At 69.3% G+C, this 14,459-nt stretch carries 15 protein-coding genes, 3 pseudogenes and 1 CRISPR repeat array; of the genes and pseudogenes, 8 read left to right on the top strand and 10 right to left on the bottom strand.

Annotation, left to right across the window (positions count from 1 at the left end; all coding sequences use genetic code 11):
• On the bottom strand, positions 1-194 hold a 194-nt coding region (locus AB0D27_RS42855; RefSeq protein ID WP_362520409.1), incomplete at its 3' end, for a hypothetical protein.
• Positions 195-596: 402 nt separating this feature from the next.
• Here AB0D27_RS42855 and AB0D27_RS42860 point away from each other — a divergent pair.
• Both AB0D27_RS42860 and AB0D27_RS42865 read left to right on the top strand, forming a co-directional pair.
• Positions 597-728: a hypothetical protein gene (locus AB0D27_RS42860; RefSeq protein WP_362520411.1), complete on the top strand. Its 132-nt coding sequence runs from the start codon at positions 597-599 to the stop codon at positions 726-728.
• 5 nt (positions 729-733) lie between these two features.
• Complete coding sequence (locus AB0D27_RS42865) at positions 734-1,000, top strand: hypothetical protein (RefSeq protein ID WP_362520414.1); 267 nt, start codon at positions 734-736, stop codon at positions 998-1,000.
• A gap of 306 nt (positions 1,001-1,306) precedes the next feature.
• On the opposite strand, the gene AB0D27_RS42870 is transcribed toward AB0D27_RS42865, so the two are convergent.
• From AB0D27_RS42870 to AB0D27_RS42895, 6 genes are all read right to left on the bottom strand, one after another.
• On the bottom strand, positions 1,307-3,268 hold the full coding sequence (locus tag AB0D27_RS42870) for a SpoIIE family protein phosphatase (protein ID WP_362520417.1): 1,962 nt from the start codon (positions 3,266-3,268) through the stop codon (positions 1,307-1,309).
• Positions 3,269-3,530: 262 nt separating this feature from the next.
• The gene (locus tag AB0D27_RS42875) at positions 3,531-3,791 is read right to left on the bottom strand and encodes a hypothetical protein (RefSeq protein WP_362520420.1); all 261 of its coding nucleotides are present in this window, start codon (positions 3,789-3,791) and stop codon (positions 3,531-3,533) included.
• Positions 3,792-4,168: 377 nt separating this feature from the next.
• On the bottom strand, positions 4,169-4,510 hold the full coding sequence (locus AB0D27_RS42880) for a hypothetical protein (protein ID WP_362520422.1): 342 nt from the start codon (positions 4,508-4,510) through the stop codon (positions 4,169-4,171).
• Positions 4,511-5,190: 680 nt separating this feature from the next.
• Positions 5,191-5,589 (bottom strand): fic family toxin-antitoxin system, toxin component, encoded by a 399-nt coding sequence (locus AB0D27_RS42885; protein WP_362520425.1) that lies wholly within the window; start codon positions 5,587-5,589, stop codon positions 5,191-5,193.
• Positions 5,586-5,882 (bottom strand): hypothetical protein, encoded by a 297-nt coding sequence (locus AB0D27_RS42890; RefSeq protein WP_362520428.1) that lies wholly within the window; start codon positions 5,880-5,882, stop codon positions 5,586-5,588. Before AB0D27_RS42890 ends, AB0D27_RS42885 begins: the two co-directional genes overlap by 4 nt.
• 225 nt (positions 5,883-6,107) lie before the next feature.
• The gene (locus AB0D27_RS42895) at positions 6,108-6,368 is read right to left on the bottom strand and encodes a hypothetical protein (protein ID WP_362520431.1); all 261 of its coding nucleotides are present in this window, start codon (positions 6,366-6,368) and stop codon (positions 6,108-6,110) included.
• 976 nt (positions 6,369-7,344) lie between these two features.
• Between AB0D27_RS42895 and AB0D27_RS42900 the strand changes: the two genes are divergently transcribed.
• The 4 genes and pseudogenes from AB0D27_RS42900 to AB0D27_RS42915 all read left to right on the top strand — a co-directional run bounded on the left by AB0D27_RS42900 (position 7,345) and on the right by AB0D27_RS42915 (position 10,629).
• Positions 7,345-7,788 carry a hypothetical protein gene (locus AB0D27_RS42900; RefSeq protein WP_362520434.1) on the top strand — a complete coding sequence of 148 codons (444 nt, stop codon included), beginning with the start codon at positions 7,345-7,347 and terminating at the stop codon, positions 7,786-7,788.
• Between the two features lie 159 nt (positions 7,789-7,947).
• A pseudogene (locus tag AB0D27_RS42905) lies at positions 7,948-8,155 on the top strand (peptidoglycan-binding protein); the annotation flags it as partial.
• Positions 8,156-8,921: 766 nt separating this feature from the next.
• Positions 8,922-9,935 (top strand): teichoic acid biosynthesis protein C, encoded by a 1,014-nt coding sequence (locus AB0D27_RS42910; protein WP_362520436.1) that lies wholly within the window; start codon positions 8,922-8,924, stop codon positions 9,933-9,935.
• 142 nt (positions 9,936-10,077) lie between these two features.
• A complete protein-coding gene (locus tag AB0D27_RS42915) occupies positions 10,078-10,629 on the top strand; it encodes a helix-turn-helix transcriptional regulator (RefSeq protein ID WP_362520439.1) in 552 nt (183 codons plus the stop codon).
• Positions 10,630-10,724: 95 nt separating this feature from the next.
• Here AB0D27_RS42915 and AB0D27_RS42920 read toward each other — a convergent pair.
• A pseudogene (locus AB0D27_RS42920) lies at positions 10,725-10,899 on the bottom strand (IS110 family transposase); the annotation flags it as partial.
• 168 nt (positions 10,900-11,067) lie between these two features.
• On the opposite strand from AB0D27_RS42920, the gene AB0D27_RS42925 reads away from it, so the two are divergent.
• Positions 11,068-11,454, top strand: a complete 387-nt coding sequence (locus AB0D27_RS42925; RefSeq protein ID WP_362520442.1) for a hypothetical protein — start codon at positions 11,068-11,070, stop codon at positions 11,452-11,454.
• Between the two features lie 1,040 nt (positions 11,455-12,494).
• Here the strand turns inward: AB0D27_RS42925 and AB0D27_RS42930 are convergent.
• Together AB0D27_RS42930 and AB0D27_RS42935 are read right to left on the bottom strand one after the other, a co-directional pair.
• On the bottom strand, positions 12,495-12,737 hold the full coding sequence (locus AB0D27_RS42930) for a hypothetical protein (protein WP_362520444.1): 243 nt from the start codon (positions 12,735-12,737) through the stop codon (positions 12,495-12,497).
• A 108-nt stretch (positions 12,738-12,845) separates the two neighbouring features.
• Positions 12,846-13,130, bottom strand: a complete 285-nt coding sequence (locus AB0D27_RS42935) for a hypothetical protein (protein WP_362520447.1) — start codon at positions 13,128-13,130, stop codon at positions 12,846-12,848.
• 469 nt (positions 13,131-13,599) lie between these two features.
• Positions 13,600-14,116: direct repeats of the CRISPR family, unit length 29 nt; unit sequence CGGAACACCCCCGCGTCGGCGGGGAGGAC.
• A gap of 12 nt (positions 14,117-14,128) precedes the next feature.
• Here AB0D27_RS42935 and AB0D27_RS42940 point away from each other — a divergent pair.
• Positions 14,129-14,459: pseudogene (locus AB0D27_RS42940) on the top strand (transposase); the annotation flags it as partial.

Below are 14,459 nucleotides of genomic sequence, written 5' to 3' on the forward strand. Positions count from 1 at the left end.
GGCCAGTACGAGATCAGCGGCTGGGTCACCACCGGTACCGACCGGCGCCAGCGCGGAACACGCGATGCCGCGCCCCTGCGGATCGACGGGAGCCGGGGTGACTGGGACGCGATCGAGAACCTCTGGTTGGCCGGCGACCTCACCGACGACGAGTTCGAGGACCACTTCATCGACGAGGTCATCGTGGCGGACACCTCGCGAAGGGTCTGGCGGTGGGTATCGATGTCGTGTTCACGACGCGGTGGCACACGCCGCCGGACTCCCGTACACCGCGTACGCCAGCCAGGTGGTCCCTGTCCTGGTCACGGATGGCAGGGCGGGACTGTGATGTGCTTCGCTCAGGGTGCAGCCCTTGCTGACCATGGTCGTGGAGGCCGAGGCGTAATCGTCACGGGGAATCAGTCCTTGCCCCACTGCTCCCGCAGCCACGTGAGGAGTGGGCCGGGTCGCCGCGGACCGCTGAAAAACCCGTCGGGGCGTACGAGGTAACGCCACATGCGGTCCCCTTTCCGCTGGAACATGGCGCGGACAGTCACGATCTGCGCGATTCGTAACCGGCGCCAAGAGGGGGAGAGACGCGAGCATTGTTGCGTCCGTTGCCCTCCGCGACCTGCCGCCTGTACGCACCAGGCGCGGACGGCCTGCACAGCATCGTTCAGGTAGAGACGAACAACGTCGGCATGGGCCACGCCGACGTCCTGGTCCAGTTCGGAGCACTGCGTACCTGACGGAGATGAAACAGGACCCGGACGACAACAGCCGCGCTCACATCGAGGGCAAGTACCTCACTCAGGAAGCCGAGTACACCAACACAAACGCCCCCTTCGGCCAGCTCCTCATCCTCGACGTCACGCCCAAAACCAGAAGCAGCGGCACCCTGCGCGTCGACGAGGTCGCCTGGCTGGCCACTCACCGGCCCCGGGGCGCCACCATCGACCGGCTCGTCCTTGCCGGCATCGTCACCGGCAACCGCCTCACCCCATCTGCCTACTCACGCTGACCGAGCTTTACGGAGTGCCCGGCCGCGTTGGCCCTGCGCTCCCCGTTTCCGCCTCTGAGCGAGGCAGAGTGTGACAGGGCAGTAGTGACACGGCTCGAGTGCTCCGCACGCGGCGAGGCTGGCCGCTGAGGTGACCGACACGGTTTCCCGGTGGCGTGAGCCGGTCGCGATCGCTGATCCTGACCGCGTGGAAGACCGAGGACGGCGGAGCCCTGGGGCGCAGCAGGCTAGTGGTGGCTGACGCCGAGTTGCCGGGGGCCCCGCCCCTCACGTGCAGGATTGCTGTCTGTGGGCTGGTCCGGTTCGTCATCGTGGCCGGGCCAGAAGGACAGCGACGTCGTCATGCGATGGTGTGGGCAGCAGGTCGGCGATGAGGTGGTCCCGGGTTTCCTGCAGTGTCTGGCTCGGCCGGCGCAGGGCGTGGGTCAGCTGGTTCAGGCCGTGGTCCAGGTCGTGTTCGTGGCTTTCGATGAGTCCGTCGGTGTAGAGGACGAGGAGGCTGCCGGGCGGGAGCGGGACGTGTTCGGTCTCGAAGGGAACATTGCGTGGGGCGCCCAGAGGTGTGCCGCAGGTGCCGTCGAGGAGCCGGACCGTGCCGTGGGGGTCGGCGAGGACGGGCGGAGGGTGGCCCGCGCGGGTGATCAGACAGGTGGAGGTGGCCGGGTCGTAGACGGCGTAGGCGCAGGTGGCGAGTTCATTCTCGCCGAGATCGGCCACTGCAGCGTCCAGGTGGTGCAGCAAGCGGCCCGGTGAGACGTTCTGGGAGGCCAGGGTGCGGGCCACGGTACGCAGCTGGCCCATGACCGCTGCGGCCCGGATGCCGTGTCCCATGACGTCCCCGATGATCAGGCCGGTCGTGCCGTCGGGGAGCGTCAGGACGTCGAGCCAGTCGCCGCCCACTTCATTCTCGCTGCTGGCTGGGAGGTAGCCGCTGGCCAGTTCGAGTCCGGGCACGGTGGGCAGCGGCTTGGTGAGGCTGCGCTGCAGGGTGAGGGCCGCTTGGTTCCGGCTGGCGTAAAGGCGGGCGTTTTCGATGTTCAGTGCGGCCCGGGCGACCAGCTCGTCGATGAGTACCGTGTCCTGTTCGTCGAACGGTTCGCCGTGGGTACGGGTGGCGATCACCAGACCGAGGACCTTGCCCCGCGCGTTCAGCGGGATGACACGCGCGGTGCCCGGGGCACTGTAGGCAAACAGGCCCGCCACCGGGTCCGAGGGCACGGTGCCCAGCAAGGGCAGCGGCAGTGGCACGGTGCGGGGGCGTCGTTGGGCGAGGACGGTCGCATACACCGATCCGGGTGGGATGGGGTGCGTCATCTCGCAGGCCGGCTGCCGAGCCCGCGTGCCGGGGCCGGGTCCTGCCGTGGCCAGGCGGTGCAACAGGCTGTGGGAGGATGCGCCCACGTCGTCAGGGGCGAGTACTCCCTCCAGCAGCAGCACCTCGGCGGTGTCGGCGAGCTGGGGCACGAGCATCTGGGCCAGCCCGCGGGCTGCCTGCCGCAGGTCCAAGGTGGTGCCGATGCGCTCTCCGGCTTCGGCCAGCCACGCGAACCGCTGGCGCGCCCGCTCGGCCCGCAGGTGATCGGCCTGGGCCTCGGTGATATCGATGACCGAGGCGATCACACCGAGCTGCTCGCCGTTACTGTCGGTCAACGGGGCGTATGAATTCGACCAGATGCGGTCCCGGTCGGGGGCGGCGGCGGTGCGGCCGGTGTGGCGGTCCAGCACGGCGCGCCCGGTCCGGAGCACCTGCCGCATCGAAGCTTCCGCTCCCGCGTAGTCGATCCCGGGAACCACGTCACGGATCCGCTTGCCCACGTGCGCGGCTGCTGGCAGGCCGTTCATTTCAGCGAGGGCATCGTTGGCCCGCACATAGCGCAGCTCGCGGTCGAACAGCGCCAGGCCGATCGGCGACTGTCCGAACAACCCTTCCAGGGCCGCCAACGAGTCCCGCATCCGCCGCACGGCGGAGGTCTCGGCAGCAACGACCATCGTGCCGGGCTGCCCGGTGGGATCGGTGATCGGGGATATCCACATCTCCATCTCGACCGTGTGACCATCCCGGTGCCGCACCGGATAGGCCCCCACGCCGGTCTCGCCGGCCTGGGACCGGGCACTCAGTTCCCTGGCCAGTTCCCAGTTGCCTTCCGGAACGAGCAGGGGAAGCCCGTCATGGCCGATGATCTGCTCGGGCCGCCAGCCCAGCAGCTCCTGCGCCGCCAGGGCCCACATCCACATGAGCCCGTTGTGGTCGCTCGCCCACGCCGCCATGGGAAGCAGCTCCCGGAACACACCAGGGTGGCCGGCTGCCGGCTGCCCCTCCACCGGCGGGCCACTGTCCGAATCCGCCCGCTGTACGACCATGCCAAACCCTGACCGGCCGCGAGGAAGACACTCCGCCCCCACAGGGGCACCTGCTCCCGCGTCCTGTTATCGATCTGCCTGAGATATATGGACCAGCAACGATCGCACCAGAAATGTGCAAGCCATGCTATATGGCCGCATTACTCGTAACTCGGACAACGAACGTCAGTCACCGTGGGTAACGTACCGGGCGCCGGGACACCGGGACCGTGCATGTGACCACCGGACGGCCGGGCTGCTTCTTGCGGGCCCGGACCATGGAGGTGAGGGCGCCGTAGATGAGGCTGGTCTTCCAGTCGCTTCGGCCGGGGAGCACGCCCTTCCGCGGCCAGTCACCGCGCTCGGCGATGTAGGTCAACAGGTCGTCGGGGACGCGCTCGCCTTCCAGTTCGCGGGTCCGGCGGACCTCGATGTGCCGCTCGGGAGGCACGCCCAGGGCCCGGCTGTGAAGGGCCGCCAGTTTCGCTGCTGCCGGGGTAGCGGACGCCGTCGAGGGTGACGGCGGGCCACTCCAGGGGACCGAGACTGGCGTGGATGGTGTAGACCCGGTCTTCGACGCCGGCGGCGCGCGCGGCGTCCAGGGCCAGGGCGGCGGCGCGGGGGCCGTCCTTCCCGCCCGAGTGATTGGGATGTAAGTCGACCTCGTCCGGGACGAGGTCCGTCATGGGGTCGGCTCCCTGTTCGGTGGGGAACAGACCGAGCTGCAGGCTGCGGCTCATGCGGACGTCTCCTTGCGAGCTGAGTTGGTGGCCTGTCGGCCGGGCGTTGCCGCGCCCGGCCGACAGAAGGGGAGATCGTGCAGGCGTCTCAGGCGTGGGGCTGCCGGGTCTCGTCCCGGAGGACGGGCCAACCCCCGTGCTCGCGGGCGCACTTGAGTACGGCGGCCGCCAGAGCCGCGGTGTCTGCGGCACGGGTTAGGCCCCGGCGGGCAGAGCGATAGACATCGACGACGGTGTCGTTGAAGTCGCCCCACACAGCAAGCCAGCCGCCGTGGTCGTCGGCCGTGTGCTGGGAGTGGGCCTCGCGCCCGTCGGCGGTCGCGCCGCTGATGGTGATCTCCGAGCCGTCGGCCAGGGGGACGCGCAGGTACGTTCCCGCGTGCTCGTGGACGGGGATCCAGCACGGGCCATCCGTCTCCAGCTGGCCCATGAGCGAGGCGGTGAAGTCGTCGGGCAGGTCGGCGAGCTGGATCTCACGGGTGTAGTGGGTGAGCGTGATGTCGGGATCCGGAGGGTGGAGACGTCGACGTGGGCCTGGGCGCGGTCCTGGTTGGCGACGGTCCAGTTGTAGAAGTGGCGGACGTCGTCGCCGGTGCGCAGAACGGTCGGGCCGGTGACTTGGTGATCTCACCGAGATCGAAGGCGTCGGCGACCGCCGCAAGATCCCTGTCGAGGGCATTCTCCTGGGCTGTATCCACTGCAACGAGGTCGGTCACCTGCCGCAGGCTACGCCTTCCATCCTCAGGACTTCGGATACACCGGCCAGCCCGTCGCCAATGATCGATATCGGACGGCGCGGCCGCGCTGATGAATCACGGCGGGGTCGACGCCCCGCCGTTGTAGACCGTATGAGGAGTCGGAACTGCTGCCGTCTGCCAGTTGAAGACCGATGCCCCGCAGGGAAGTTGACGCGGGTTGTCCTCTGGTGAGCACGGTGGCGGGTAGTGCCGCAATTACCGGGAGGCACCGGATGTTTTCCGAGCGTACTTCGGTCGGCCTGGATGTCCATGCCCGCACCACGACGGCCTGGGCCCTGGACGGCGTGACGGGTGAGGTCTTCAGCGAGTTGGCCGCTTCGTGCGGCCGGTGGTGGTCGTGCGCGGCCGGGCGTTACTTCAGGGGTGTTTCCCAGGCGCGCAGTTGGCGGGCGATTTGGGCGGCACCGATGGTGGCGGCCGCGGCATCGCGGACCAGGGCCACGGCGTCCTTGGGCTGGTAGCTGAGGCGATGGCCATTGAGGGCGAGGTAGGCCTCGCAGGAGTGCCAGGCGAAGGCCTCGTTGGAGTGCTCGAGCGCGGGCAGCCTGACCAGGGTCTGCAGCAGGGCTGCGGCTTTCAGGTGCAGGGAGCCGTAGATGTCGCGTTCCATGGCCCGGGCGTTGGCGCGGGCGACGGCCGCGTAGAGAGGACCGTAGTCGTCGACCTGGGGATCACCGTCGAGGAGCCCGGCTGCGTGCAGGAGGAAGGGCACATCGAGCGGATGGGGCTGCTGGGGGCCGGGCTGGTTCACGCGGCGTGGCCCCGCTCGCCCGGTTCCATCTCGCGGCGGGCCTGCTGTTCAGCGGCTCGCTGCTCGGGGGCAGGGTCGACGGTGCTGGGCTCGGCGGCGAAGGCCTGTCCGCTGCGGTCCATCGAGTCCTTGAATGCCTTGAGGAAGCTGTCCTCGACCGCGGTCGCGCGGGCGTACGCGGCGGACAGGATGTAGTCCTGGATGCTGACCCCGGCCTGCCTGGCCGCGGCGACGATGGCGGCCTGCTGTTCGGGGTCCCGGAAGCGCAGGCTCATAGCCTTGGGAGTCGACATGGTATCTACGGTATCAGCGGTATCACTCGATGCCCAGGGCCAAGGCTTCTGCTGCTGGCCGTCGCCCAGGCAGCCCGGCGCAACTGTCTGCCGCCTGCAAGCGGCCCGTCGGCGCTACGGTCCTGGTGCCCGTGCTGCGGGCCGCACCCCGCAGGGGGCCCGGACCGCAGGCTCGGCTCCCGGAACTACCACTACCGGGGCGGTGACATGGCTGCGCCGGATCTCTCACGGTCGTCGGTTGGGGGGTGGGCCCCAGTCGAGGATGTGGAGGCCGGTCGTCTTGATGAGGTCGGCGTCGAGGCGGAGGCGCTGAATGGGGGAGTGGCCGTGGCGGTTCAGCCACCGGTGGCGGCGGAGTTGTTCGGCCGGGCTGAGGGTGTCCCAGTGGTCGTAGTGGATTCCGAGCGGGCCGTCGGAGTTCTCTTCGGTGTGGGCCCGTATGAAGCTGCCTTCGGCGGACGTGCTGTGCAGGGCGATGAGGCCCATGCGGTGGGTAGGGCAGGGTCGGGCCGTGCTGGGCAATGAGACGGCGGGTACGCAGCTGGCGTAAAGACGCCAGAAGCCATCGGCGGGTGTGCGGGGTCATGTCGGTGTTCTCCCGGGTGGGACTACTGGACCAGGCGGACCCGAACGCACTCGCCAGGAGGCCGCGGGAGACAGCACTCGGCTATGTCGGCAACCGGTACGACCGCGACGCACAGTTCGACCGCTACTCTCCCCGGCTGCCGCATGCTTCGATCACCAGGTCGGCGGAAAGTGGGCGGACGCGCGCCCAGCACCTGGGCCTGCGCTGGCTGGCCAGGCGTCCCGCACGCCGTATCGGGCTCGGCTCCATCTCCATGCGGACCTCCACAGCCGTCGTCGCGGCCCTCAGCTTGGCCGCGGCCACGCTCGCGATCATCCACGGCGTCCCCTTGAGCATCGTCCTGCCGTCGTCCGCCTTGGCCCCGCTGCTCGCGGAGCATGTGCCCGGCCCGCTCCATGCCCGCGCCTGCGAGCACATCCGGATCGTCGCGGACGAAGCCCCCTGCCGCTACCTTCAGCGCCTCGCCGCCCTCCACACCGGCCTCGTCCACGCCGCCGCCGGCAGCGACGCCTACCAGCTGCGGCGCGCCGTCGAGATCGGCCAACACCAGCTGTTCGGCACAGCAGACCTGCTCCAACGCCACGACACACGCTCGGCCTCCAGCGAGCTCATCGCCCGGGAGCACCTGATGCTGCAACTCGCCAGCCAGATCGCCGCAAGCACGCAGGGCGACGCACCGCTGGGTCCCTATCCGCCTGGGCCTCGCCGACAGCCCCATGCCTCAGCCCAAGCAACGACCCGCATTCCGTCGACGAAGGAGGAAACGCACATGCCCCACCCGCAGGACGGTCCCGCGCAGCGGACGAGCGAGGTATACCTGCTTTCGCGCACGAGGCGTACTACCCGGCCGCTACCCAGGAAATCAACACCTCGCTCGTGGCCGCAGCCTCCCTGCTGTACCCGCGCGTACGGCAGGCTGACGGCGCGCGCATCTACGACCGCGTCACCCGTGGCCGCCAGCAGCGCGAGATCGTGCCGCTGTCCACGCTCACCCAGGAACTGGGCGGCGGTGCGCTCTGGCCGGAGGTCGGCGACTGGGCGGCGGTCACTGCGGACCTGCTCCAGCTCATCCGTGACCGTGACTGCGACGCTCTCAGCCTGGGCCTGTCGGACATCGCCCGTGCCCTGGTGTGCTCCGGCCCGCCCAGCGAGGTGCGGGCCTACGACCCGGCGACCGGGCGGTGTCAGGCGTACGGGCCCGCCGAACGTAGAGACGTCCTCGTCGAGGTCGGCAAGCAACTGGCCTGGGCGGAAGCGGGGTGCCCTCTGTGGCCAGGCGACGCCCTTCTGACCCCGACCAATGCCGAGGAAGCCGGGTGATGTTCGGCTACGACGCATACGCAGTGTGGGCGAACCTCCGCCGGCTGCTGACCCGGTGCCCACGCCCCAAGCACCGCGGTCGACCGCGGTCAGAGGCCCAGCGCCGCAGCTCAACCGCGGCGGCGATCGCCACCAGCCGCGAAGCCAGCGAGCACGGCCGCCTCCAGTGCATTTCCCGGTGCCCGCCACTTCGGCCCGGAACCCACAACGCGTATGTCACCCGGCTCGGCCGGATGCTGATCGCCCGCGGCGGTAAGAAGTACTGCGCGGTCGGGCCGGGCCCGCGCTGGTCCGCGGCCGACCAAAGAGCGACCCAGGTGTTCCAGAGGGCCCAGGGCTGGATGGGCAGGGACCCGACGGCATCCCCGACCTGGCGACGTAGACCTATCTGGTGCAGGGCAAGGGCAGGAACATTCGATGACGGTGAGCCCCGACCCACCCGGGGCACCGTCTCGCAACCACGCCGCTGACATCCGTCCCACTCCTTGGTGACCCGGGGTGTGGGACGTTCCCCCTTTGTCTCTGGGACACCTGGGACAGCATCGTCTCGCGAGCCATCGGAAATGCTGAGTGACGCAGGGTCATCCGGTGAACCTGCTGATCACTCAGGGAGATTCCGATGAACCGACGCACTATGCGCAACGGTCTGGTGGCCGTGACGGCCGCCTTCGCGTTGCTGCCCACGGCGGCGCTCGCCGCCGCCGGCCCCCTGCCCCTGGGCATCACCGGGCGCACAAGGTGCACACCCCGGACGGGCGCCCCACGGGGCGCCACTGCGGGCCGGGCCACTCGAGCGACCAGGTGCATGGCCGTGTGGTCACGCCGAACGACCTGCCGCTCACGGTCCGCTCCGGACCGGGCACCGCATACCAGAAGATCGACAAGGTGCGTGACGGCAGGATCCTGGGGCTTGCCGCAAGAAGAACGGCACCAAGGTGCTCGGGGATGCCCGCTGGTACAAACTGGCCGGCCACCGCGGTTACATCTCCGCCCACTACGTCCGCACCTTCCGCCCCGTCCCGTGGTGCTGAACCCGCACTGACGGCGCTCCGTAGCGACGTCTGAACCATCCCCGGCTGCCCGCCTGTTCGCGGTCGCGAGCGGGCGGGCAGCCCGACCTCTAGGAGCATGTGATGACGCACCACACCATCCAGATGGGGCAGCCGGGCCGCAGAACCGTACTGGGGCTGGGGGCGGTGGCAGCACTGACCTTCCTGCCGCCGGGACGGGAAGCACACGCCTCCCCGGTCCCCGACCACAAGCTGCCCGCTCTGTCCGCAGCGGGTCTCCCCCTGCTCACGGGGCGGCTGCGGCACACCACCGTGCTGCAGTCGTTCGGATTCGACGAACCACGCGGCCACATCTATGCGCTGCAGATTGTGGAAGGCGGCGTCAGGCTGCCGGGAGAGAAGACGGCCCGTACGCATGCGGAGCGCGCGAAGAGTGGAGATCTCTGCCTGAACCGGCTGGCCATGGATGGCTCGCCGGCAGGTCACATGTATCTGAAGGGCTTCGGTCACGGAGGCGCGCTCGGCATCGAGGCGTCGGCCACGGCCGCCACGCTCTGGACGGAGTGGGACGCCAATCCCGCCTCCGGCTACGGGCGCGGAATCTGCCGCTTCCGCTTCACCGACGGCCGGATTCTGTCGCGCGCCGACAGCGGGCTCAGGGGCTATCGCCCGGTCCCCGGCTCCACCACCAACTACGCGGCACTCGACGCTCCGAAGCGGCGTCTGCTGCTGCGTTACAAGAAGAACGGAGCGCCGCGCTTCGCCCTGTACGACCTCGACCGGTTCCAAGCCGGAACCTACCGGCCACTGCTCGACATGGCACAGCCCGGAGCCGACTCGGGCCTGCCCTTCCAAGGCATGGCGCTGTACGGCAGCTTCGCGTACCAGCTTCTGGGCAGTGCCTACGGAGCGCGCAACCCCTCCTCTTCAGGCGGCAATACCCGGCTCTACCGGATCGACCTGCGCACCGGGCGCGTCGTGCACGAGCAGGTGGAACACACGGCTTTGCACTTGTCGCCGCGCGAGCCGGAGGGCCTGGCCGTGCTGCGCGAGGGGACGCCCCGGCTCTGCCTGGGCCTCACCGAAGGTCCGGTGGGTGGGCGCGGCTTCCGGCTGTACTACAAGGCGCTCAGCTGATCCCGTGCGGTCCCGCGCGACAGGACTGTCAGCCACCACAGATGGGTACACATCGTGCCATCAGTGATGAACCAGGCATCCTGGGTGACCGGTTGGCTCCGGTGTGCCCGGCCCTCCCGTAACGCAGAAGGGAAGCTGGGGGATGGAGGCTCATGTGGTGGCCCGCTGGCGGCCGTTGCCCGGCACGCTCGATCCTGCCTCGCGGCTCCTGGCGGAGCAGCTGCGCACCCTCAAGGAACAGACGGGGCTGAGCCTGGACGGCCTAGCCAGGCGGACTCCCTACAGCAGGTCCGCCTGGCACCGCTACCTCAACGGCGAGAAGCCGCCGCCGCGCGGATGCATCGAGTCACTGAGCGCGGTGGCGGGCGAGGATCCAGAACCACTGCTCGAGTTGTACGCCGATGCGCAGCTGGCTCGGACGGCAACGCTACCCGAGCCGACGGCCGACTCCGGCAACGCGCAACTTCCCGTCCATGCGGGGCGGATGCGGCGGACCCTGGGAGTGGCCGCGATGCTGATGGTACTGACCGCGCCCCTGGGCGCTGCTGCCTTCGCCCACCTCCCCGCCCACGCCGAGCGCGCACAACGAGAAGATCTGAACTCGCATCCAAGCCACTACGACGTTCGAGTGGGGCGGGATGGTCATGGTGCGTTGGGATGTGGGTGGAGCCGTCATGCACCCCATCCTGAGTGAGTTGGTGGGGCACTGCGGGGGGCGAGCGGGTAGGGCTTGGATGCTGCGGCGCCGTCTTCCCTCGTTTCGGCCGGGGGGTGCCCCTATGGGTTTCGTCAACCCGTGGGGGCGGGTTGGGGGTCGTAGAAGGTGCCGTCGCGGAGCATCGCGAAGAGCACGTCGGCCCAGCGTCGGGCGAGGCAGAGGAGTGCCTGGGTGTGATGTTTTCCCTGGGCGATTTCCTTGTCGTAGTACCCGCGATGCGGGGTCGGCCAGGGCGGCGAACGCGGACGCGTCGGCGGGGAGGACACCTCAGCCAAGTTGGCCAGGACGGGCCCGAACGGAACACCCCCGCGTCGGCGGGGAGGACCGCTGCGCCGAGCCCTGGCCCCACACCGCAGACTTCGCCGCGCGCCAACTTCTCGGGCGTCTGGCTGTCCCGGTATGAGTACTGCGCGAATGCCCTGGGCGCTCAATGCTGCAGAGTTCGCCGTCGAGTGGTTTTCAACACCTCAGGAGGCGGCTACCGCTGAGACGTTGGCCATTCGAACGGAACGCCCGCGGTACAACGATGCAGACAACTACGGCATCGTCTCCTTCGACGGCGCGGACTGGCCTACCCTTGCCGACAATATCCGCACCAGGGCCGTGAGGCTGGCCGAGCTGGTCCGGGCGGAGATCGACAGTGGCAAGTGGCCCGCCAACCACAGGATGCCGCCAGCACGAGAGATGGCTGCAGCGGCCTCCATTGGCGTTGGCGCTACGAAGCACGCCATCGACCTACTCCAACGGCAGCGCTACATCTACCACTACAAGGCCTTCGGGTTCTTCGTATGGGGGCGTTGAACTTGGCGCCGGTGTCGCTCACCTGACCCTCGACGTCTCCCTGGTCCCCGCCTGTTTCGCACGGGCGGGGCCTCGGCGTGCGCCCCCTTGCTGGAGTGCTGGCCTCCGTGGACGCTGCGCTCCTACCGCGAAACCTTGGGGGCTGGGGCATGGACTGTCCGGTAATCAAATCGGTGCATGTGAAACAACTGCGGGGGCACTGGTAGGACTTGCCGGCGGAGTCGCCGAACCGGATCCGGTTTGCGCCGCCGGATGAGCCGGATGTGCGGTAGTGGCTAGGCGTGCTGGCGATCGCGGCCGGTATCTACGCGGCGACGACGCGAAGCGTGGGCACGGGGCTCCTGATCGCGCTGGCCGGTCTGCTGTGGGGGGGGGGCGTGGATGGCGGCGCAGGTGCAGCGGTACCGGGTGGCGTTGGCGATCTACAACGCGTCGCTGATCTGCCTGGCGGAGTTCCGGACGTTCGTGCCGTGAGTCCATGACGAGGCGCCCCCGCGCCGGAGTCCCGGCCGGGGGCCTTTCGTCCGCTGCGGGATTTCGCTGTTGTCAGGGTGCTACGCCGCCGTGCCACGAGCAGGTGCCGCGGCCTGTCGAGTGGGAGACGGAGCCGTCTGAGCAGACCGTGACGGCCGGGGGCCGGGCCACGGCTGTGGCCGTCAATGTGGGCGTAGGCCACGCGGTAGGGGCGGCATAGTGTCCTGCTGCTGCGGATCGTGACGCTTCGGCATCGCGGACTTCCTGGCTGGCCTCAGCTTTGATCCGAGCCCAGCATTCGGCGAAGGTCCCGGGCGTTCCGTCGCCACAGTCTCGATCTGGCCCGTAGGGCGAGGCGATGGATTCTGTGTGAAGGGGGTCGGGGCTCCAGGTTTCCTGCGTCTGCGCAGGCGGTGACTGGTAGGCGCGGTGGTGGGCCCCGTGTTGACGATCCAAAATCCGATGGTGGCGACGACGGCGGCGAAGCCGAGGTAGCCGGCGACTGCGGCGCGCTCTCTTGACGTGGCCACGATTCCCCCCGGTGGTGGCTGGTGCTGATGGCGTCGTTACTCGAGGTAGGTCACCTGCAGCACAGTGATGGTCCTGGTTTGATATCCGACGAGCAGTACGGCGAATGCGTGTTCGGTGACGAGCATCCGCACGACCCCGTCATCCTCCCCGTAGGGCTGGGTGGCGGCGATGGGGCCGTGGCACGCGTCGGCTAACGCGAGGGTGAGGGTTTCGCTGGCGGCCGGGGGCATCGCCTCGTGGACGGCTTCGGCGGCGGGGTCGTATTTGAGGCGGTACATGGGCGCAGTTCACCCCTTCGTCGGACCGGCAGGACGGGGGGTGAAGGGCCCGGGTGACGGCGCAGAGCGTAGCAAGACGCCGACAGTGCGTGTCGGGCGTTCCGGGAATCAGGCCGCGCCGCGCGAGCGGATGCGCGCAGCGTCGGCGAGGACGCGATCGGTCGCGTCGATCCAGACGCCTGCCGGCTCTTCCCCGCGGGCCTCGGCGGCAGCGATCTCGCGACCGCGTTCGACGGCGGCGAAGGTGTCCTTGGCGATGCGCTCCCACTTCGCGAACACGGCGAGCAGTTGGTGCGCCGGCGCCCGGTTGATCTCGCCGAGGAAGCTCTGGGCCAGGGCAGGGTTACCGAGGGCGTCACGGATGGACTCGATCGTCCACAGCTGGTCGCTCATCCCGGCCTCCAAACGTTAACGGGCTAACGTTCAGGCTAGCGCGGATGCCGGTAAACCTACGGAAGTCACGTGACTTCCGTAGGTACGCCCCCGCGAATATGAGCCCCCGCGTCGGATCCCGGCCGGGGGCGTTAGCGTGTCACGCCTGCTGCTCGCCGAGATTCGCGGCGTGCCCCATTTAGCCGTATTGCGGTGTCGGGCGGTGCGGTGCGGCGTTAGGTGCGTATGAGCCGGAGTCGCAGGTTGAGGGATCTGTCAGGGCCTCAGGCGTTCGATCAGCTGCGGGCGCAGTTGGCTCGTGCCGCTGCCGGGGTGGCCAGGGAGAAGGTGCCGCGGCAGAGGGCGATCGAGGCGGCGCTTCGTCCGACGTGTCCGGAGCCGGATGGCGTCCGCGGTGAGGCGGGCACGCCAGGTTCGAGCTGAGGTCATCACTCGCCCGTCTTCTCCAGGGGCCAGCGCACGTCGTCGGCGGAACACCCCCGCGTCGGCGGTGAGGACCGGATCAGCGCGCGCCGCCGACCGGATCCGATCGGAACACCCCCGCGTCGGCGGGGAGGAGAAGTCATCGCCCTGGATCGGCTTGTTCAAGAACGGAACACCCCCGCGTCGGCGGGGAGGACTTGAGACACGAGGCATGGCAGGGCTTCCCCGACGGAACACCCCCGCGTCGGCGGGGAGGACGGGACCTCGGCCTGCACGTGCTCAGTCCAGAACGGAACACTCCCGCGTCGGCGGGGAGGACTCGACCGCCGTCACGAAGGGCACGCTCGTAGGCGGAACACCCCCGCGTCGGCGGGGAGGACATCGGGGGAGAGGCCAACGTGGCGGGCAAGAACCGAACACCCCCGCGTCGGCAGGGAGGACCTCGCGGCCGGGCTGGTGCCTGGCGCCTACCACGGAACGCCCCCGCGTCGGCGGGGAGGACGAGGGTTTCGGATCAACGCCGTTGTTCTGGTCCGGAACACCCCCGCGTCGGCGGGGAGGACGCACGCGATCCCGTGCTGTTCGAGGACGAGGAGTTCGCCGGTCTGTATCCCTCGGACGGCAGGCCGGGGCTGTCGCCGGGGCAGCTGGCGCTGGTGTCGGTGCTGCAGTTCGCGGAGAACCTTTCCGACCGGGCGGCAGCGGACGCGGTGCGGACCAGGATCGACTGGAAGTGCGCGCTGGGCCTGGAGCTGGACGATCCCGGGTTCGATTACTCGGTGCTGTGCGAGTTCCGGGCCCGGCTGGCCGGGGACGGCGCCGCCGATCGGCTGCTGGAGGTCATGCTTCAGCGTCTGAAAGAGGCCGGACTGCTCAAGCCCGGCGGGCGGCAGCGCACTGACGCCA

The sequence above is a fragment of the Streptomyces sp. NPDC048415 genome, from assembly GCF_040651675.1.
Classification (GTDB): domain Bacteria; phylum Actinomycetota; class Actinomycetes; order Streptomycetales; family Streptomycetaceae; genus Streptomyces.